The organism is Bradyrhizobium sp. LCT2 (genome assembly GCF_009931255.1).
In the GTDB taxonomy this organism is placed as follows: domain Bacteria; phylum Pseudomonadota; class Alphaproteobacteria; order Rhizobiales; family Xanthobacteraceae; genus Bradyrhizobium; species Bradyrhizobium diazoefficiens.
This window is the reverse complement of the sequence record NZ_CP034432.1, coordinates 1,335,521-1,353,794: the sequence shown is the minus strand read 5'-3', so window position 1 is coordinate 1,353,794 and position 18,274 is coordinate 1,335,521. Positions and strand designations below refer to the sequence as shown.

Here is an 18,274-nt window from a genome sequence, read left to right as displayed (position 1 = left end):
CTGCACGATCACGCCCCCGGGCACCAGCGGCCGACGCGATGCCGGGCTCAAGCCGCGGCGGTCGAGTCGCGCACAGTCCGGACCACGACCGACCGCAGCTGTTCGAGATTGGACGCCATGCCGGCGATCGCCTGCCTGACCTCCGCGGCGCGCTCGTTCACGGAGGCGGCGTCGCGGCTGACATTGCCGATCTTGGCCGAGACCTCCTTCGCGGCGGACGCCGATTCGGAAATCGACCGCGCGATCTCCCGCGTCGCGGCGTCCTGCTGTTCCATCGCGGCAGCAACCGAGGACGCCACGCCGTCGATCTCGACGATGTGGCCCCCCATGGTCTCGACGGCATCGACCGCGGCCTGCGTCGAGGCCTGGATCTCGGCAATCAGCCGCCCGATCTCCTCCGTGGACTTGGCGGTCTGGTCGGACAGGGATTTCACTTCGGCGGCCACCACCGCAAAGCCGCGGCCGGCCTCGCCGGCGCGCGCCGCCTCGATCGTGGCGTTGAGCGCCAGCAGGTTGGTCTGGCCGGCGATGCCGCCGATGAGATCGGAGACCTCGGCAATCTTCTTCACCGATCCCGCCAGCGCTTGAATGGTCGAACGCGCCTGCTCACGGCCGGCAACGGCCGATCTGGTGACCGTGCTGGTCCGCGCGACCTGGCCCGCGATCTCGCGGATCGAAACACTCAGTTCTTCGGCCGCGGCCGAAACGGTCTGGGAACTGCCGAGGGCCTGGGTGGAGGCCGCGGCCACCGCCTGCGACTCCGAGGACAGCGATCGCGCGATCTCGGACAGGCTGGAGACGGCCCGCTCGACGCCCTGGCTCGCCGCGCTCGCGGTGTCGACCGAGCGCCCGGTCTCGCGCTCGACGGTCTCGGCCATCTGGTGCAGGGCGCCGCGCTTGGCGAGCGCGGCCTCCTGCTCCTTCTGCAACTGCTCCTCGCGCAGCCGCGAATTCTCGGCCGCCGCCTGCTTGAACACCACAAGCGCGCCCGCCATCGAGCCGACCTCGTCCTGGCGGTGTGCAAATGGAATGTCGGCGGCGAGATCGCCGGTCGCGAGCCTTTGCATCGTATCCGTCATGCGCACGATCGGGCGCACCACGCCGAGGGCAACGCCAAGCAGGCCTGCGGCAACGAAGGCCAGGACGGCGGCGGAGACGCCGAGGAGGATATAGAGCATGGTGCTGTCGCGCTCCGCGGCCAGCTTCTCCATATCGGCGTTCTGCTTGTTGGCGCTCTCGACGATGCTGTCGATGACGGCGCGGTGGGCCGTGTAGGCGTCCTTGAGCTGCGCGTAGGCGCCTTCGGCAGCGGCGCTGTTCTTGGCCTTGAGGGCCGGCAGGAGCTGATCGGACAGGACTTTCCAGAACTTCTGCACCTCGGCATCGGACTTCGACACTAGCGCGTTCTTCAGATCGGCCGAGAGGCTGGAGGCGATCCAGAATGCCTTGCGCTCGTCGTAATCCTTGCGGAGCTGGACCAGGCGCTCGCCATGGGCCGCCAGCTGATCCGGCTCGCGCATGGCGAGGGTCGCTTCGAGATAGGCCTCGATGACATATTCCGGCGGCGGCAGGATGTCCGCGATGAGGTCGTTGCCCAGCTTGATGTCGGAATAGAGCGGACCGCCGACCTTGAGCTCGCGCAGGGCGTAGAGGCTGGTGGAAACGACCGCCGTGAAGCCGATGGCGAGAACGATCCCGAATGCAATGACCGCAGAAGAAAGCGAGAGACGAAATTTCATGGAACAATCCAATGCCGCTGGTCGAAATCCGAACGGACCCTAAACGATTGCGGTAAACACGGGATTGCTTCGCGCGGAAATTGTATTCCGTGGAGACCGGAAAATTACGGGAATTGGATGTCGAACGGTCGGTTTTCAGGCAGCGAGACCGACTCACGGCGCGAAGAGAAACGACTCGGGCCCGATGCGGAGCAGCAGCCGACTCGGTTGCGCTGGATGAGAAACGCGTGCTGGCTGTCGATATCGCCGGCACGCTTTGGCTTCAGACGTCGAAGAACACCGTCTCGTCGTCGCCCTGCAAACGCAGGTCGAGGCGATAGACCGCCTTCCCCGCCTCGCGCGTCGCGATCAGCGTGGCGCGGCGCTCAGTGGGCACCAGCGCCAGCACGGGGTCGGCGGCATTGCCGGCCTCGTCGCTGAAATAGATCCGGGTGTAGAGATGCCGCAGCATGCCGCGGCCGAACACCGCAAGGAGGATATGCGGCGCCTGCGGCTTGCCGTCGGGATCGGGCACCGCGCCCGGCTTGACGGTGTCGAAGGCGTAATTGCCGTCCTTGTCGGTGCCGCAGCGGGCGAAACCGCGGAAGCTGGCGTTCGGCAGCGCGCGCTTGTCCTGCGGATCGGAGAAGCGGCCTTGAGCATCCGCCTGCCAGATCTCCAGCATGGCATCGGGCACGGCGACGCCGTCACCGTCGAGCACGCGACCCTCGATGCGGACACGATCGCCCGTGACGTCGGGCGTCAGCGTCGAGTTGGTGAACGCGTCATTCCAGGCGTAGTCGCCGGTCGGCGTCAGGCCGTATTTGAAGAACGGACCGACGGTCTGCGATGGGGTGATCCCCTCGGGCTTCACAGAATCCTGCACGTTAGTGGTTCTCCATGGGCGTGGCGTTCTTGCCGCGCAGCACGATGTTGAAGCGGTAGCACAGCGCCCATTCGGGCTGGGTGTTCTCGAGATCGAACGACGAGACCATCCGCGCGCGCGCCTTCTCGTCCGGCACCGAATTGAAGATCGGATCGAACGGGAACAGCGGATCGGCCGGGAAGTACATCTGCGTCACCAGGCGCGTGACGAAGGAATGGCCGAACACCGAGAGATGGATGTGCGCGGGACGCCAGGCGTTGTGGTGATTGCCCCACGGATAGGCGCCGGGCTTGATGGTGACGAAGCGGTAGTAGCCGGAGGCATCGCTCTGGGTGCGGCCTGCGCCGGTGAAGTTCGGATCCAGCGGCGCCGGATGCTGGTCGCGGACATGGACGTAGCGGCCGCAGGAATTGGCCTGCCAGATCTCGACCAGCGAATTCGGCACGCCGCGGCCGTCCTCGTCGAGCACATGGCCGTGCACGATGATGCGCTCACCGATCGGCTCGCCGGTATGCTGTGTGGTGAGATCGTTGTCGCCCTCGCGCACGGTCTCGTGGCCGTAGACCGGGCCGGTCAATTCCGACAGCGTGTGGCGCATCGGGATCAAGGGCTTGTTCGGTGCGCGCTTGATCGAGCTCTTGTACTCGGGCGACAGCGGCAGCGGATGCGCCTTGTTGCTATCGACGGGATAGATGAATGTCATTGGCGAACTCCTCCCCCGGCCATTTTCGGTCCGGCCGGTCAACACTTCCGCCAATCATTATAGGATATAACTAATTGGGGGAAGCGGGTTTGGCGGCCTCTTTGCGCCGGCACATGGCACAGGCGCGCCCTATTTGATCGGCGGACGTGGCAGCACGGCCTCGCCGGTCTCGAGCCGGTAGGTGTGGTCGAGCGAGTACCAGGGCGTCGCGACGTCGCGCGCGGTCGGATGCGGCGTATCGTGGCGCAGGAACTTGCCGATCAGCGCCTGCGTCACCCCGAACTGCACGTCGCTGTCGATATGCGGATCGGCGGGGTCGTAGACCTGCGAGATCAGCACCTTGAATCCGGGCTTGAAGATCAGCGCGTGCAGATGCGCGGGACGATAGGGATGCCGGCTCTGCGCCTTCAGCAGGCGGCCGACCACACCACTGGTCGGAATGGGATAGCCAACCATCATCACCGAACGGAAGGCGAAGCGCCCGTCCTGGTCGGTCGTGAACTTGCCGCGCAGGTTCATGTCCGCTTGCTCGGGGTCCTGGTTCTCGTAGAGACCGACCGGCGAGGCATGCCAGACATCGACCTCCGCCCCAGTGACGGGACGGCCATCCTTGTCCACGACGCGGCCGCTGACGAACAGCGGCGCACCCGGGGTCTCGGAGCGAACGATCGATCCGCCGTTCTCGACCCGCGGCGAGTTCAACCGCCAGAACGGTCCGAGCAGCGATTGGTCGGTTTCCGTATTGCCCTGATCGCCATTGTTGAGCAGGCACACCAGCGGCGAGACGCCGAGCGAGCCGGCCATCAGCACGACTTCGTTATGCGTATCGGTGGTCAGCTTGCCGAGCTCGGCCACGATCGCCGTGGCGTCGCGGAATTCCGCCTCGGTCAGGCGAACATCGCGGACGAAGGCGTGCAGGTGCTTGACCAGTGAGACCATGATCTGGCGAAGCCGCGGATCGGACGTCCGCTCCATCACCGCCAGTGCCGCGGCCGTGACGTCCTGCTCACGTTCGATGATCATGGCGCGGTCCCTTCCCTCGTCATTCCGGGGCGATGCGAAGCATCGAACCCGGAATCTCGAGATCCTCAGGTGCGCAACTGCGCACCATAGTTCGGTGCAAGCGCACCGCCCCGGGATGACGGTCCACTGCGTGGACCGTCAGTTCAGCTTCTCGATCGCCACGGCAACGCCCTGGCCGACGCCGACGCACATGGTGGCGAGCGCGAGCTTGCCGCCGCGCTTCTCCATGCCGTGCACGGCGGTGAGCGCCAGGCGCGCGCCGCTCATGCCGAGGGGATGTCCGAGCGCGATGGCGCCGCCATGCGGATTGACGAAGTCGGCATCGTCGGCAACACCGAGTTGGCGCATGCAGGCGATGCCCTGCGAGGCGAAGGCCTCGTTGAGCTCGATCAGGTCGAAATCGCTGATCTTCTTGCCGAGCCGCTCCATCAGCTTGCGGGTCGCAGGCACGGGTCCAATGCCCATGATGCGCGGCGGCACGCCGGCCGAGGCGAGGCCGAGGATGCGGGCGCGCGGCGTCAGGCCATGCTTCTTCACGGCAGCTTCGGACGCCAGGATCATCGCAGCCGCGCCGTCGTTGACGCCGGATGCGTTGCCGGCGGTGACCGTGCCGGGATTGCGCACAATCGGCTTCAGCTTGGCGAGACCTTCCAGCGTGGTCTCGGGACGCGGATGCTCGTCCTTGTCCACCGTGATCGGACCGGTCTTGCCGCCGGGAATGCTGATCGGCGTGATTTCTTCGGCGAAATAGCCGGCCGCGATCGCGGCGCCTGCGCGCTGCTGCGAGCGGATGGCGAAGGCGTCCTGGTCGGCGCGCGAGACCTGGAATTCCTCGGCGACGTTCTCGCCGGTCTCCGGCATCGCATCGACGCCGTACTGCGCCTTCAGCAGCGGATTGATGAAGCGCCAGCCGATGGTGGTGTCGAAAATCTCGGCCGAGCGGGAGAAGGCCTCCTGCGCCTTGCCCATCACGAAGGGCGCGCGGGTCATGGATTCGACGCCGCCGGCAATGGCGAGCTCGATCTCGCCGGAGCGGATGGCGCGGCCGGCGGCACCGACTGCATCGAGGCCGGAGGCGCACAGGCGGTTCAGGGTCTGGCCGGGAACCGAGTCGGGGAGGCCTGCGAGCAGCAACGCCATGCGTGCGACGTTGCGGTTGTCCTCGCCGGCCTGGTTGGCGCAGCCGAAGAACACCTCGTCCACCTGCGCCCAATCGAGATTGGGGTGCTTGGCCATCAGCGCCTTGATCGGCGCGGCGGCGAGGTCGTCGGCACGCACCTTGGCGAGCGAGCCGCCGAAACGGCCGATCGGGGTCCGCACGGCATCGCAGATAAAGACGTCACGCATCGTTGTTCTCCCTGAATGCCGCGGTCCGGCCAAATTCTTCAATTCCGGCGGAGTTTTAGGAGGGCGCCCGCGGCAGGTCAATTGACTGATACGCGCGTGTTCCGAGGGGCGTGCACGCCTGCCACGCATGCCGCAGTGCGGACAGCGTGGAAAACCTCCCTTCCCCGGCCAAACCGATAGGAGCGCGGGACGAAATTTTGTAGGTTGCGCCGCCCATGACGATGCAACAGCCGATACCCGTACCGCCGCCCGACGAAACGCCCGCGCCGCAGGCGGAAGCCGCCGCGCGCGTCACGCCGATGATGGAACAGTACCTGGAGATCAAGGCGGCGCATCAGGGCCTGCTGCTGTTCTACCGGATGGGCGACTTCTACGAATTGTTCTTCGAGGACGCCGAGATCGCCTCCAAGACGCTCGGCATCGTGCTGACCAAGCGCGGCAAGCACCAGGGCGCGGATATCCCGATGTGCGGCGTTCCGGTCGAGCGCGCTGAGGATTATCTGCACCGCCTGATCTCGGCCGGCCACCGGGTCGCGGTCTGCGAGCAGACCGAGGATCCCGCCGCCGCGAAAGCGCGCGGCAACAAGAGCGTGGTGCGCCGCGGCGTGGTGCGGCTGGTCACGCCCGGCACGCTGACCGAGGACACGCTGCTCGATGCGCGCGCCAACAATTACCTGCTGGCGATCGCGCGCGCCCGCTCGTCCACCGGCGGCGACCGCTTCGGGCTCGCATGGATCGACATCTCAACCGCCGAATTCATGGTGACGGAATGCTCGGGCGGTGAGCTCGCCGCAACGCTGGCGCGGATCAATCCGAACGAGGCGATCGTCACCGACGCGCTCTACAATGACAACGAGCTCGGACAGACCTTGCGCGAATTGCCGGCGGTGACGCCGCTGACCCGCGACGTCTTCGACGGCGCAACCGCCGAGAAGCGGCTGTGCGACTACTTTGCCGTCGCGACCATGGACGGGCTGGCACAGCTGACCAGGCTCGAAGCGACGGCCGCGGCCGCCGCCGTCACCTATGTCGACCGCACCCAGGTCGGCAGGCACCCGCCACTGTCACCGCCCGCGCGCGAAGCCTCGGGTGCGACCATGGCGATCGATCCGGCCACGCGCGCCAATCTCGAGCTGACGCGGACGCTCGCCGGCGAGCGCCGCGGCTCCCTGCTCGATGCGATCGACTGCACCGTGACCTCGGCGGGCTCGCGCCTGCTGGCGCAGCGGCTGGCGGCGCCGCTGACGGATGCGCCGGCGATCGCACGGCGGCTCGACGCGGTCGGCGCCTTCGTTGCCGATTCCGCCGCGCGCGAAGACATCCGCAGCATCCTGCGCGGCGCGCCCGACATGTCGCGGGCGCTGGCCCGTCTCTCGGTCGGCCGCGGCGGACCGCGCGACCTCGCGGGCTTGCGCGACGGCATCATCGCCGCCGACCAGGTGCTGGCGCGGCTCGGCGAACTCGACCAGCCGCCGCAGGAGATCGCGGCGGTGATGGCGGCCTTGACGCGACCATCGCGCGAGCTCGCGGCCGAGTTTGCGACAGCGCTCGACGAGCAACTGCCGCTGATCAAGCGCGACGGCGGCTTCGTGCGCCAGGGCTATGAGCCCGCGCTCGACGAAGCCCGGAACCTGCGCGACGCCTCGCGCCTCGTGGTGGCCTCGATGCAGGCCCGCTACGCCGACGACACCGGCGTCAAAGGCCTCAAGATCCGGCACAACAACGTGCTCGGCTATTTCGTCGAGGTCACCGCGCAGCATGGCGACAAGCTGATGTCGGCACCGCTCAACGCGACCTTCATCCATCGCCAGACGCTTGCGGGCCAGGTCCGCTTCACGACCTCCGAGCTCGGCGAGATCGAAGCCAAGATCGCCAATGCCGGCGACCGCGCGCTCGGCCTCGAGCTCGAGATCTTTGAGCGGCTCTGCGCCAAGGCGCTGGAGATCAGCAACGACCTGCGCGCCGCCGCGCAAGGCTTTGCGCTGCTCGATGTTGCGACTTCGCTGGCCAAGCTTGCAGTCGACGAGAACTATGTGCGGCCGGAAGTGGACTCCTCGCTCGGCTTCGCGATCGAAGCCGGCCGCCATCCCGTCGTCGAGCAGGCCCTGAAGCGCAACGGCGAGCCGTTCATTGCCAATGCCTGCGACCTGTCGCCAAGCCCTGCGCAAAAATCCGGCCAGCTCTGGCTGCTGACCGGTCCCAACATGGCTGGTAAATCGACCTTCCTGCGCCAGAATGCGCTCATTGCCTTGCTGGCTCAAATTGGCAGCTTCGTGCCGGCGACGCGCGCCCGCATCGGCATCATCGATCGCCTGTTCTCGCGCGTCGGCGCCGCCGACGATCTCGCGCGGGGCCGCTCGACCTTCATGGTGGAGATGGTCGAGACCGCGGCGATCCTGAACCAGGCCGGCGAGCGCGCGCTCGTGATCCTCGACGAGATCGGCCGCGGCACCGCGACCTTCGACGGCCTCTCGATCGCCTGGGCCGCGATCGAGCATCTGCACGAGAGCAACCGCTGCCGCACGCTGTTCGCGACGCATTATCACGAGCTGACCGCGCTTTCCGCAAAACTGCCGCGGATGTTCAACGCCACCGTGCGCGTCAAGGAGTGGCAGGGCAATGTCGTGTTCCTGCACGAGGTGCTGCCGGGCTCGGCCGACCGCTCCTACGGCATCCAGGTGGCAAAACTCGCAGGCCTGCCGCCGGCCGTGATCACGCGCGCCAAATCCGTGCTGGCGAAACTCGAGGCGCAGGATCGCGGCCAGACCGCGCGGGCCCTCGCCGATGATCTGCCGTTGTTCGCCGTGCCCTCACGCGCCGCCGCGGAAGCCGCGCCGCCGAGCGAGGCGGAGCTGCTGATGGACGCGGTGAAGGCGCTGCACCCCGACGAGATGTCTCCGCGCGAAGCGCTCGATGCACTGTATGCGTTGAAGGCCAAGCTGCCGAAGCAGTAACGGCGCCGTAGGGTGGGCAAAGCGTAGCGTGCCCACCATGCAACGACGAATTCGCGGATGGATGGTGGGCACGGCGCGCGAAGTGCGCGCGCCTTTGCCCACCCTACGATACTGCCCTACGCCCGCGCCGCGATCGCCGCCGCTTCCGCCGCGGCGCGCTGCATGCTGGTCGACATCTCGTTCGTGACCGTGCTCTGCTCCTCGACGGCGGCGGCGGTCGATGTCACGTATTCGCTGACATTGTTGATCGCCTGCTTGATGGAGCCGAGCGCGCTGACGACGTCGCCGGAGATGCCGTTGAGGCTGCCGATCTCCTGGCCGATCTTGTCGGTCGCCTGCTTGGCCTGGTTGGCGAGGCTCTTCACCTCGGAGGCGACCACGGCAAAGCCGCGGCCGGCTTCGCCGGCGCGCGCGGATTCGATCGTGGCGTTGAGCGCGAGCAGGTTGATCTGCCCGGTGATGCTGTTGATCATCTCGACGATGCCGCTCATCGCCTGCGCGGCCTCGGTGAGGCGCTGCGCCTGGGCGTCGGCGGCGGCGACCTGATCCACCGCGCTCATCGCGGTTTCGCGCGATTTGGTCATCGCCTCGGAAATCTCCCGCACCGAGGCGTTGAGCTCCTCCGAACCCGCGGCGACAGATTCCATCATGCCGCGGACGCGCTCGTTGCCCATGCGGACGAGCACCTGCTTCGTGGTGTCGGTGGCATATTTCACGACCTTGAACGGCTTGCCGTTGAGATCGAGGATCGGGTTGTAGGAGGCCTGAATATAGACCTCCTTGCCGCCCTTGCCGATGCGCTTGTATTCCGCCGCCTGGTACTGGCCGCGGTTGAGCGCGGCCCAGAACTCGCGATAGGCCGCGCCGTCACGCTCGGCAGGCTCGACGAACATGCTGTGATGATGGCCCTTGATCTCGGCGAGTGAATAGCCGAGCGTTCCGAGGAAGTTGGCATTGGCGGTGATGATGGTGCCGTCCATGTTGAACTCGATCACCGCCTGCGCCTTGTCGATCGCCGCAATCTGACCGGCGAGATCGACGTTCTTCAGCTTCTCCGCGGTGATGTCGGTCGCGAACTTGGCGACGCCGAACGGCTTGCCGTTCTCGTCGAGCAGGGGATTGTAGGAGGCGAGGATCCAGACCTCGCGACCGCCCTTGCCGATGCGCTTGAACTCGCCGGCCTGGTATTCGCCGCGGTTGAGCGCGGCCCAGAATTCGCGATAAGCGCCGCCGTCACGCTCGGACTGAGCCACGAACAGGCTGTGGTGCTTGCCCTCGATCTCGGCCAGCGAATAGCCGAGCGCCTTGCAGAAATTCTCGTTGGCCGTGACGACGGTACCGTCGAGCTTGAACTCGATCACGGCCTGGGCGCGGCTGATGGCGGACACCTTGGAGGCTTCCGTCATGGCGCGGACCTTCTTGGCGGTGATGTCGGTCGCGATCTTCACGACCTTGACCGGCTTGCCGGCATTGTCGAGCACCGGATTGTAGGACGCCTCGATCCAGACCTCGCGGCCGCCCTTGGCAATTCGCTTGAATTCGGCGGCCTGCGGCTCGCCGCGGTTGAGCTGCGCCCAAAACGCCTTGTATTCGGCGCTGTCGCGCTGATCGGCCGGCACGAACATGGCGTGCTTCTTTCCCTTGATCTCGTCGAAGGAGTAGCCGAGCGCCTTCAGGAAGTTCTGGTTGGCCGTAAGAATCGTGCCATCCATCGCAAACTCGATCACGGCCTGCGACCGGCCGATGGCGGCGAGCTGTGCGTCTGCATCACTGCGGGAGTTGCGACCAAACATCAAAGAATCTCCATCTCGAAACAACACCGATCGGGACGTGCCCGTCGGAACCAGGGGATGTGACCGCGCGGCAACGATGCCGTATTCCAATCAGCGGTTCCCGCAGGTCCGATCGCTTGAATAGAGATCCGCCAAAATATACGCGGGCGGTGTCGGACGCGGGTATGCAAATTGATTCGTACGGGAAAAGCTCGAACAAAGTTCTAATAGAAATGTCGGAAAGCAGCAGCCGGGGAAAATCGCCGGTGCACACGGCGCCCCGCGGCGGTCTCGGCCCGAATTTGAAATGACATTTGTCATTCAACGGCTTGCGGGACGCCGCGCTGATTGCTCGAATGAACTAGCCGCAGTTATGTCTTCGACGTCATCTCGCGTTCATCCGTAGTCTCACGGCTTCTGCCGAGCCTTGCACATCGCGCGCCGGCCGATCCCCCACAGCGTCAGGTTCCAGGTGACGCAGGTGCCGAGCGCAAGACTCAAGCCGACGGCCAGGCCGAACTGCACCACCGCGACGTGCATGACGGCGACCGCCATGCCGAATCCGAGCAGACCCCAGGCGGAGTTGGCGAGCACGGCGGCGGTCGGCGGACCGCCGATGCGCGGATGCAGGATCACCATCATGCTGGAGAACACCACGGGATACAGCGCGATGATGCCGCTGATACGGGGACCGACCCAGCTGGAAGTCGAGACCACGATGGCGACGAGGGTCGCGACCAGCGCGGCCCGCATCGGGACGTCGTACCAGCGCCGCGTCACCAGCGGCATCTTCACGTGGCGATAGCCTGCGAGCAGCGGAATGCAGATGCCGAACGCGATCAGATTGGCGGCAAGCCCGGCGGTGAGCGACCAGTCGAACTGGCGGATGACCGAGGCCAGCCCGATCCACACCGCGACGGCGCTGCCGCAACTCACCGCGAGATTGTGCCGCTGCGACAGCACGACATAGGTGAGGCACATGAAGATGGTCGCCGCGTTCACCGGCAGGCTCGCCAGCGCGCCCTGCGCGATGAAGGCGGCGTCATGGTCGATCGCGAGGAAGACGTAGGACGGACCGGCCGAGACCGGCAGGGTCGCGATCAGCGCACCGATCACCGGACCCGAGCGTTCGGTGATGATCGAGGCCGTCACGACGAACGCCGCCGCGATCGCCATGCGCAGGAGCAGGAACAGGATGAAGTGGAGCTCGGGGGACATTTTTTTGTTTGTCGTGCCGGACAAGCGAAGCGCAGATCCGGAAGGAAGGCATTCTGTCCGTCATTCCGGGGCGCGCGAAGCGCGAACCCGGAATCCATAGCCACAGGGCGTAGTGATTCGAGAGCCGGACCTACGACCGTCCGAAATCACGACGGCCTGGGGTTATGGGTTCCCGCCTCCGCGGGAACGACACCAATTGTGGAGCAGCGACTCTCGCGTCTCACATCCGCTGCATCGACACCGAAACCTTCGGGCCGTTCTTGATGGTCTGGTAGACCACGCAATAGCGCTCGGTGAGCTTGAGCAGCAGATCGAGCTTGTCTTGCGGCGCCGGCGTGTCGACCTCGAAGCGGAGGCGGATCTCGGCGAAGCCGACCGGCGTCTCCTTGTCGACGCCGAGCGTGCCGCGGAAATCGAGATCGCCCTCGGCATAGACGTTGCCGGTCTTGAGCGGCACCTCGATCGCGGTCGCAACCGATTTCAGCGTGACGCCGGCGCAAGCAACCAGCGCCTCGAGCAGCATGTCGCCGGAGCAGAGTTCGAGGCCGGAGCCGCCGGTGGCCGGATGCAGGCCGGCAAGCGCGATGGCCCGGCCGGTCTCGACCTTGCAGGCGATACCGTCGCTGTCGGTCGAGCCCTTGGCCTTCAACGTGATCAGCGCGGTCTTGGGATCGGTCTTGTAGCGTTCCTTGATCGGGGCCTGCATCTGGCGCAGTTGGGCAGCGTCCATTTTCGTTCTCTCCCGGAAAAATCGCCCCTCGATGTACCGGCTTGAGGAGAAATTGTCACCACCACATGGCCTGACCGGGACCCTGGGTTGCGTCACGGTCGGGCACGCTGCGGTCGAGCGAACGGTCGAGTGACGTCAGCACACTTCGCTTGAAGTTCTCGAACAGCGGCGAATTGCGGTCGCGCGGCCGGCCCAGATTGATCTCGATCTGGTCGAACAGGCGGCCCGGCCGCGGCCGCATCACCAGCACGCGATCTGCCAGCACCACGGCCTCGTCGACGTCATGTGTGACGAGGATCAAGGTCGGGCGCGTGTCGGCCCAGAGATCGAGCAGATGATCCTGGAGATCCCTGCGGGTGAATGCGTCGAGCGCGGAGAACGGCTCGTCGAGCAAGAGCACCTCGGGCTGCGGCACCAGCGCGCGGGCGATCGCGACGCGCTGCGCCTGACCGCCGGAGAGCTCGCGCGGCCAGGCCTGCGCCTTGTCGGCGAGCCCGACGCGCGCGAGCGCGCGCGCCACCTTCTCGCGCCGCTCGGCCGCGGGCAAATCGGCAAGGCCAAAGCCGATATTGTCGGCGACGCTGAGCCAGGGCAAAAGCCGCGGCTCCTGGAAGATGATGCCGATCTTGGCGTGGGGCGAGGCGATCGCCTCGTCGTCGAGCGTCACCGTGCCTGAGCTGGCGCGATCGAGGCCGGCGATGGCGCGCAGCAATGTTGATTTGCCGCAGCCGGAGCCGCCAATAATGGCGACGATCTCGCCTTGGCGGATCGCGGCCGAGAAACGCGCCAGCGCCTCGACGCCGTTGGGATAGGTCTTGCTGACCCTGTCGAGCACGAGCATCGCGCTACGCTCCCCTGGGACGCCCGAAGCCGTCCTGCCAGCGCAGGAAGGGCGCGGACCCGACCTCGATCAGCCAGTCCGTGAGCTTGCCGAGCATGGCGAAGATCACGATCGCGGCGAGGATCTGCGCGGGCTTGCCGAGCTGCTGGCCGTCGAGCAGGAGATAGCCGAGACCTTCGGACGCCCCGATCAATTCGGCCGCCACCACGAACATCCAGCCGAGACCGAGGCCGACGCGCAACGACACCACATAGGCCGGCAGCACCGCGGGCAAGAGGATGCGGCGGATCATCGCCGGGCCGGAGAGGCGGAAGGTGCGCCCGACCTCGACGATCTTGCGATCGACCGAGAGGATGGCACCCATCACGCCGAGATAGACCGGGAAGAACACGCCGACCGCGATCAGCGCGATCTTCGATGTCTCGAAGATACCGAGCCAGAGGATGAACAGCGGCACCCAGGCCAGCGAGGGTATCGCGCGCAGCGCCTGCACGGTCGGATCGAGCAGCCGGCGCGCCAGCGACCAATAGCCGGAAATCGCGCCGAGCAGCGTGCCGGCGACCACTCCGAACGCGAAGCCAAGGCCGACACGCCACAGCGTCGCGGCGATGTGACGGACCAGCTCGCCGGAGCGGGCGAGGTCAGTGATGGTGACAAAGACGCGCGAGGGCGGCGGCACCAGCCGGCCGTTGGACCAGCCGGACCACACCACGAGCTCCCAGCCGAGCGCGAGCGCGAGCGGCAACAGCACACCCAGCACCGGCCGCGCGTAACGCGCGATGCGCGAGGGCGCGGCGGCGCCCTCGGCCGGTTCAGAGGATCGTTGCAAGGCAGGCGCGTCGGAGATCATGGCCATAGCAAGCGCGTCTTGTGAGGGAATGCAACAGTGTCGCCACACCCACGACCGTCGTCCCGGACAAGCGCGCCTCAAGCGCGCGCCGATCCGGGATCCATAACCACGGGGAGGAGTGGTTACGGGGATTCGGAGTGACCGCCTTCGCGCAACAACCACTCCCTGTGGTGATGGGTCCCGGCCCCCCGTGCGCAATTGCGCAACTAGGCCGGGACGACGGCGGAGCTTGATGCACGCGCGGCTGCCTCTTCCTGCCGACTAATTCGTCGGCAGCGGAATCTGGTCGTCGATCAGCGCATCCAGCGTCGCCTTCACGTCAACCTTGGCGTCGACGACGCCCGCCTGCTGCAACGCCAGGCCGGCGGCGAGGATCGACTCGCGCTGGGGCGAGCCGATGCGGCTGTGGGTCAGCTCGGTGCGCTCCTTGAGCTGCTTGTCGACGACGGCCTCGGGAAGCTTCATCACGGCGATGAAGGTCTTCTTCAGTTCGTCATAGTTCGCCAGCGAATATTTGCGCGCCTCTTCGTAAGTGGCGAGCACGCGGCGGGCCACGTCCGGATAGTCCTTCAGGAACTGCTCGCGCACATTGAGGATGCCCCAGGTGTTAGCGTCCGCCTTGCGATAGAACAGCTTGGCGCCCTCCTCCACTTCGGCCTGCGCCATCATCGGATCGAGCCCGGCCCAGGCATCGACATCGCCGCGGATCAGCGCGGTCTTGCCGTCGGCGTGCTGGAGCAGCACCGGCGTGATGTCCTTCTCGGTGAGGCCGGCGCCAAGCAGCGCGCGCACCAGGAAGATGTGCGGATCGGTGCCGCGCGTCACCGCGACGCGCTTGCCCTTGAGATCCGCAACGCTTGCGATCCTGGACTCCTTGCCCGTCACCAGCGCGGTCCATTCGGGACGCGAATAGACATAGATCGACTTGATCGGGTTGCCGTTGATCTTCGCCACCAGCGCCGCCGAGCCCGCGGTCGAGCCGAAATCGATCGAGCCGGCATTGAGGAATTCGAGCGCCTTGTTGGAGCCGGCCGATTGCACCCAGGTGATGGTGATGCCGTCCTTGGCGAACTCCTTCTCCAGCAGCCCCTTCTGCTTCAGCACCAGCGACACCGGATTGTAGGTCGCCCAGTCGATGCGGATTTCCTTGAGCGGATCGGCCGCCCGCGCCGCGGGGGTCATGGCGAGCGCCATCGCGCCCACCAGCAGAATGCGTCGTGTCACCTTGGTCATGCCCGCCCTCCTCAAAAACTTCATTGTTTTTCAATGAGTTATACCTAGAGGTCAACGAGAAAATCCCTCCCTTGAAAGCGGGTCGCCCGAGAACAACTTTGCCCGATGCCGGGCTTTTCAAGCATGGAACGACTATTGCCAGCGAATGGCGGGTGACAGCGCCTGTCACCTCTTATATCCGGTGTGACATGGACAGCGTCACGACAGAGCACAAGCAAGAGGTGGACGACCGCTTCGACACCGCGCGGATCACCGCCGCGGTCGATGCGCTTGCCGAAAAGCACCAGGGACGCGAGGACGCGTTCCGCACGGCCATGGCGCAATTGCTCAAGGCCGAACTGATCGCGGCGCGCGCCGCCGCACAGGCGATCCTGCTGAAGGACCGCCATGGCCGTCGCTGCGCCGAGCGGCTGTGCCATGTGCAGGACGAGATCATCCGCATCCTCTATTCGGCGGCAACCCGCCATCTCTACCGCTCGCCGATCCCGAGCGGCGCCGAGCGCATGGCGGTGGTCGCGACCGGCGGCTATGGCCGCGGCCTGATGGCGCCGGAATCGGACATCGATCTGCTCTTCATCCTGCCCTACAAGCAGACCGCCTGGGGCGAGCAGGTCGCCGAGGCGATCCTCTATTGCCTCTGGGACATGGGGCTGAAGGTCGGGCACGCCACGCGCTCGGTCGACGAGTCGATCCGGCAGGCGCGCGGCGACATGACGATCCGCACCGCAATCCTGGAGACGCGCTTCCTGACCGGCGACCAGCCTCTCTATGACGAGCTGGTCGAACGCTTCGACAAGGAAGTGGTGCAGGGCACCGCGTCCGAATTCGTCACCGCAAAGCTCGCCGAGCGCGAGGAGCGGCACCGCCGCGGCGGCCAGTCGCGCTATCTGGTCGAACCCAACGTCAAGGACGGCAAGGGCGCCTTGCGCGACCTGCACACGCTGTTCTGGATCGCCAAATACGTCTACCGCGTCCGCGACACCGACGAGCTGGTCGAGCGCGGCGTGTTCGACGCGCAGGAATACCGCACGTTCCGCCGCTGCGCCGATTTCCTGTGGTCGGTGCGCTGCAACCTGCACTTCTACTCCGGCCGCGCCGAAGAGCGCCTGTCCTTCGATCTCCAGCGCGAGATCGCAGTCCGGCTCGGCTACACCTCGCATCCCGGCATGCAGGACGTCGAGCGGTTCATGAAGCACTACTTCCTGGTCGCCAAGGAAGTCGGCAACCTCACCGCCATCCTCTGCGCCAAGCTCGAGGACCAGCAGGCCAAGCCCGCGCCGGTCTTGAGCCGGATGATGGCGCGGCTGCGCCCGACCCCCGCGAAGCGGCGCGTGCCTGACAGCGACGATTTCATCGTCGACAACAACCGCATCAACGTCGCCGCGCCCGACGTCTTCAAGCACGACCCGGTCAACCTGATCCGCATCTTCCGCCTGGCGCAGAAGAACAACCTCGCCTTTCATCCGGACGCGATGCGCGACGTGACGCGCTCGCTCGGCCTGATCAACGCCCAGCTCCGCGAGAACCCCGAAGCCAATCGGCTGTTCATGGAGATCCTGACCTCCGACAACGCGGAGATCGTGCTGCGTCGGATGAACGAGACCGGCGTGCTCGGCCACTTCATCCGGGCCTTCGGCAAGATCGTCTCGATGATGCAGTTCAACATGTATCATCACTACACAGTGGACGAGCACCTGATCCGCTGCGTCGGCTTCCTCCAGGACATCGAGCGCGGCGGCATTGAGGAATTCGCCGTAGCCAGCGACCTGATGCGCAAGATCCGGCCCGAGCATCGCTCGGTGATCTACATCGCCACGCTCCTGCACGACGTCGCCAAGGGCCGGCCGGAGGATCACTCCATCGCCGGCGCCAAGGTGGCGCGGCGGCTCTGCCCGCGGCTCGGCTTCAGCCCGGCCGACACCGAGCTCGTGGCCTGGCTGATCGAGGAGCATCTGACCATGTCCACGGTCGCGCAGTCGCGCGACCTGTCGGACCGCAAGACGATCGAGAATTTCGCTGCCGTGGTGCAGTCGGTCGAGCAGATGAAGCTGCTGACGATCCTCACCACCGCTGACATCCGCGGCGTCGGCCCCGGCGTGTGGAACGGCTGGAAGGCACAGCTCTTGCGTTCGCTGTATTACGAGACCGAGCCGGTGCTGACCGGCGGCTTCTCGGAGGTCGATCGCGGCAAGCGCCTCACGGCCGCCTACGCCGAATTCCGTAACGCCTTCGCCGAGTGGCCGGCGGACGAGCTCGATGCCTATATCGCCCGGCACTATCCGGCCTACTGGCTCAAGGTCGAGCTGCCGCGCAAGATCCGCCACGCCCGCTTCGTCCGCTCCAGCGAGCAGGCCGGCCACAAGCTCGCGATCAATGTCGGCTTCGACGAGGTGCGCGGCGTCACCGAGCTGACCATCTTCGCGGCCGACCATCCCTGGCTGCTGTCGATCATCGCGGGCGCCTGTGCCTCCGCCGGCGCCAACATCGTCGACGCCCAGATCTACACCACGACCGACGGCCGCGCGCTCGACACGATCTCGATCTCCCGGGAATACGACCGCGACGAGGACGAGGGAAGGCGCGCCACCCGCATCGGCGAGATGATCGAGGACGTGCTGGAAGGCAAGCTGCGCCTGCCCGAGGTGGTGGCGCGGCGCACCGTGCGCAGCAAGGCACGGCCCTTCGTGATCGAGCCGGAAGTGACCATCAACAACCAGTGGTCGGACCGCTACACCGTGATCGAGGTATCCGGCCTCGACCGGCCCGGCCTGCTCTACGAGCTCACCACCGCGATCTCGAAGCTCAATCTCAACATCGCCTCCGCCCACGTCGCGACCTTCGGCGAGCGCGCGCGCGACGTGTTCTACGTCACCGACCTGCTCGGCGCGCAGATCAACGCGCCGACCCGCCAGTCCGCGATCAAGAGCGCGCTGACCCACGTGATGGCCGGCGACAAGGCGGTTCAGCCGGCGGCGTGACGGCGGTCGCGCGCACCTCTC

The 18,274-nt window shown here is 66.3% G+C and carries 13 protein-coding genes; 2 read left to right on the top strand and 11 right to left on the bottom strand.

Annotated elements, in window-relative coordinates:
* Positions 1-47: 47 nt before the first annotated feature.
* The 5 genes from EI171_RS07060 to pcaF all read right to left on the bottom strand — a co-directional run bounded on the left by EI171_RS07060 (position 48) and on the right by pcaF (position 5,677).
* Entirely contained in the window at positions 48-1,739 is a 1,692-nt protein-coding gene (locus EI171_RS07060) for a methyl-accepting chemotaxis protein (protein WP_011083751.1), read from the bottom strand.
* 262 nt (positions 1,740-2,001) lie between these two features.
* On the bottom strand, positions 2,002-2,604 hold the full coding sequence (gene pcaG / locus EI171_RS07055; RefSeq protein WP_202633108.1) for a protocatechuate 3,4-dioxygenase subunit alpha: 603 nt from the start codon (positions 2,602-2,604) through the stop codon (positions 2,002-2,004).
* Position 2,605: 1 nt separating this feature from the next.
* Positions 2,606-3,307, bottom strand: coding sequence for a protocatechuate 3,4-dioxygenase subunit beta (pcaH, locus tag EI171_RS07050; RefSeq protein WP_028172614.1), 702 nt, complete (start codon positions 3,305-3,307; stop codon positions 2,606-2,608).
* Positions 3,308-3,436: 129 nt separating this feature from the next.
* Positions 3,437-4,330: a dioxygenase gene (locus EI171_RS07045; protein ID WP_060912787.1), complete on the bottom strand. Its 894-nt coding sequence runs from the start codon at positions 4,328-4,330 to the stop codon at positions 3,437-3,439.
* 138 nt (positions 4,331-4,468) lie between these two features.
* A complete protein-coding gene (pcaF, locus tag EI171_RS07040; protein WP_011083747.1) occupies positions 4,469-5,677 on the bottom strand; it encodes a 3-oxoadipyl-CoA thiolase in 1,209 nt (402 codons plus the stop codon).
* A 215-nt stretch (positions 5,678-5,892) separates the two neighbouring features.
* Between pcaF and mutS the strand changes: the two genes are divergently transcribed.
* Entirely contained in the window at positions 5,893-8,631 is a 2,739-nt protein-coding gene (gene mutS / locus EI171_RS07035; protein ID WP_161532920.1) for a DNA mismatch repair protein MutS, read from the top strand.
* Between the two features lie 116 nt (positions 8,632-8,747).
* Here mutS and EI171_RS07030 read toward each other — a convergent pair whose 3' ends face one another.
* From EI171_RS07030 to EI171_RS07005, 6 genes are all read right to left on the bottom strand, one after another.
* A complete protein-coding gene (locus EI171_RS07030; protein WP_202633107.1) occupies positions 8,748-10,424 on the bottom strand; it encodes a PAS domain-containing methyl-accepting chemotaxis protein in 1,677 nt (558 codons plus the stop codon).
* Between the two features lie 387 nt (positions 10,425-10,811).
* Positions 10,812-11,621 carry a hypothetical protein gene (locus EI171_RS07025; protein WP_161532918.1) on the bottom strand — a complete coding sequence of 270 codons (810 nt, stop codon included), beginning with the start codon at positions 11,619-11,621 and terminating at the stop codon, positions 10,812-10,814.
* Positions 11,622-11,841: 220 nt separating this feature from the next.
* Positions 11,842-12,351 (bottom strand): OsmC family protein, encoded by a 510-nt coding sequence (locus tag EI171_RS07020; RefSeq protein ID WP_027542149.1) that lies wholly within the window; start codon positions 12,349-12,351, stop codon positions 11,842-11,844.
* 55 nt (positions 12,352-12,406) lie between these two features.
* Positions 12,407-13,192: an ABC transporter ATP-binding protein gene (locus tag EI171_RS07015; protein WP_060909486.1), complete on the bottom strand. Its 786-nt coding sequence runs from the start codon at positions 13,190-13,192 to the stop codon at positions 12,407-12,409.
* A 4-nt stretch (positions 13,193-13,196) separates the two neighbouring features.
* Positions 13,197-14,042, bottom strand: a complete 846-nt coding sequence (locus EI171_RS07010; protein ID WP_038965193.1) for an ABC transporter permease — start codon at positions 14,040-14,042, stop codon at positions 13,197-13,199.
* A 261-nt stretch (positions 14,043-14,303) separates the two neighbouring features.
* Positions 14,304-15,275, bottom strand: coding sequence for an aliphatic sulfonate ABC transporter substrate-binding protein (locus EI171_RS07005; protein ID WP_161532917.1), 972 nt, complete (start codon positions 15,273-15,275; stop codon positions 14,304-14,306).
* A 188-nt stretch (positions 15,276-15,463) separates the two neighbouring features.
* Here EI171_RS07005 and EI171_RS07000 point away from each other — a divergent pair, with 188 nt between their 5' ends.
* Positions 15,464-18,253, top strand: a complete 2,790-nt coding sequence (locus EI171_RS07000; protein ID WP_028172605.1) for a [protein-PII] uridylyltransferase — start codon at positions 15,464-15,466, stop codon at positions 18,251-18,253.
* The last annotated feature ends 21 nt before the right edge of the window (positions 18,254-18,274 follow it).

What these genes read in the sequence shown, in the direction of transcription:
- mutS (WP_161532920.1), top strand. Translation starts at nt 5,893, where the DNA reads ATGACGATGCAACAGCCGATACCCGTACCGCCGCCCGACGAAACGCCC.
- EI171_RS07000 (WP_028172605.1), top strand. Translation starts at nt 15,464, where the DNA reads ATGGACAGCGTCACGACAGAGCACAAGCAAGAGGTGGACGACCGCTTC.
- EI171_RS07020 (WP_027542149.1), bottom strand. Translation starts at nt 12,351, where the DNA reads ATGGACGCTGCCCAACTGCGCCAGATGCAGGCCCCGATCAAGGAACGC.
- EI171_RS07005 (WP_161532917.1), bottom strand. Translation starts at nt 15,275, where the DNA reads ATGACCAAGGTGACACGACGCATTCTGCTGGTGGGCGCGATGGCGCTC.
- pcaF (WP_011083747.1), bottom strand. Translation starts at nt 5,677, where the DNA reads ATGCGTGACGTCTTTATCTGCGATGCCGTGCGGACCCCGATCGGCCGT.
- pcaH (WP_028172614.1), bottom strand. Translation starts at nt 3,307, where the DNA reads ATGACATTCATCTATCCCGTCGATAGCAACAAGGCGCATCCGCTGCCG.
- EI171_RS07015 (WP_060909486.1), bottom strand. Translation starts at nt 13,192, where the DNA reads ATGCTCGTGCTCGACAGGGTCAGCAAGACCTATCCCAACGGCGTCGAG.
- EI171_RS07010 (WP_038965193.1), bottom strand. Translation starts at nt 14,042, where the DNA reads ATGATCTCCGACGCGCCTGCCTTGCAACGATCCTCTGAACCGGCCGAG.
- EI171_RS07025 (WP_161532918.1), bottom strand. Translation starts at nt 11,621, where the DNA reads ATGTCCCCCGAGCTCCACTTCATCCTGTTCCTGCTCCTGCGCATGGCG.
- EI171_RS07030 (WP_202633107.1), bottom strand. Translation starts at nt 10,424, where the DNA reads ATGTTTGGTCGCAACTCCCGCAGTGATGCAGACGCACAGCTCGCCGCC.
- EI171_RS07060 (WP_011083751.1), bottom strand. Translation starts at nt 1,739, where the DNA reads ATGAAATTTCGTCTCTCGCTTTCTTCTGCGGTCATTGCATTCGGGATC.
- EI171_RS07045 (WP_060912787.1), bottom strand. Translation starts at nt 4,330, where the DNA reads ATGATCATCGAACGTGAGCAGGACGTCACGGCCGCGGCACTGGCGGTG.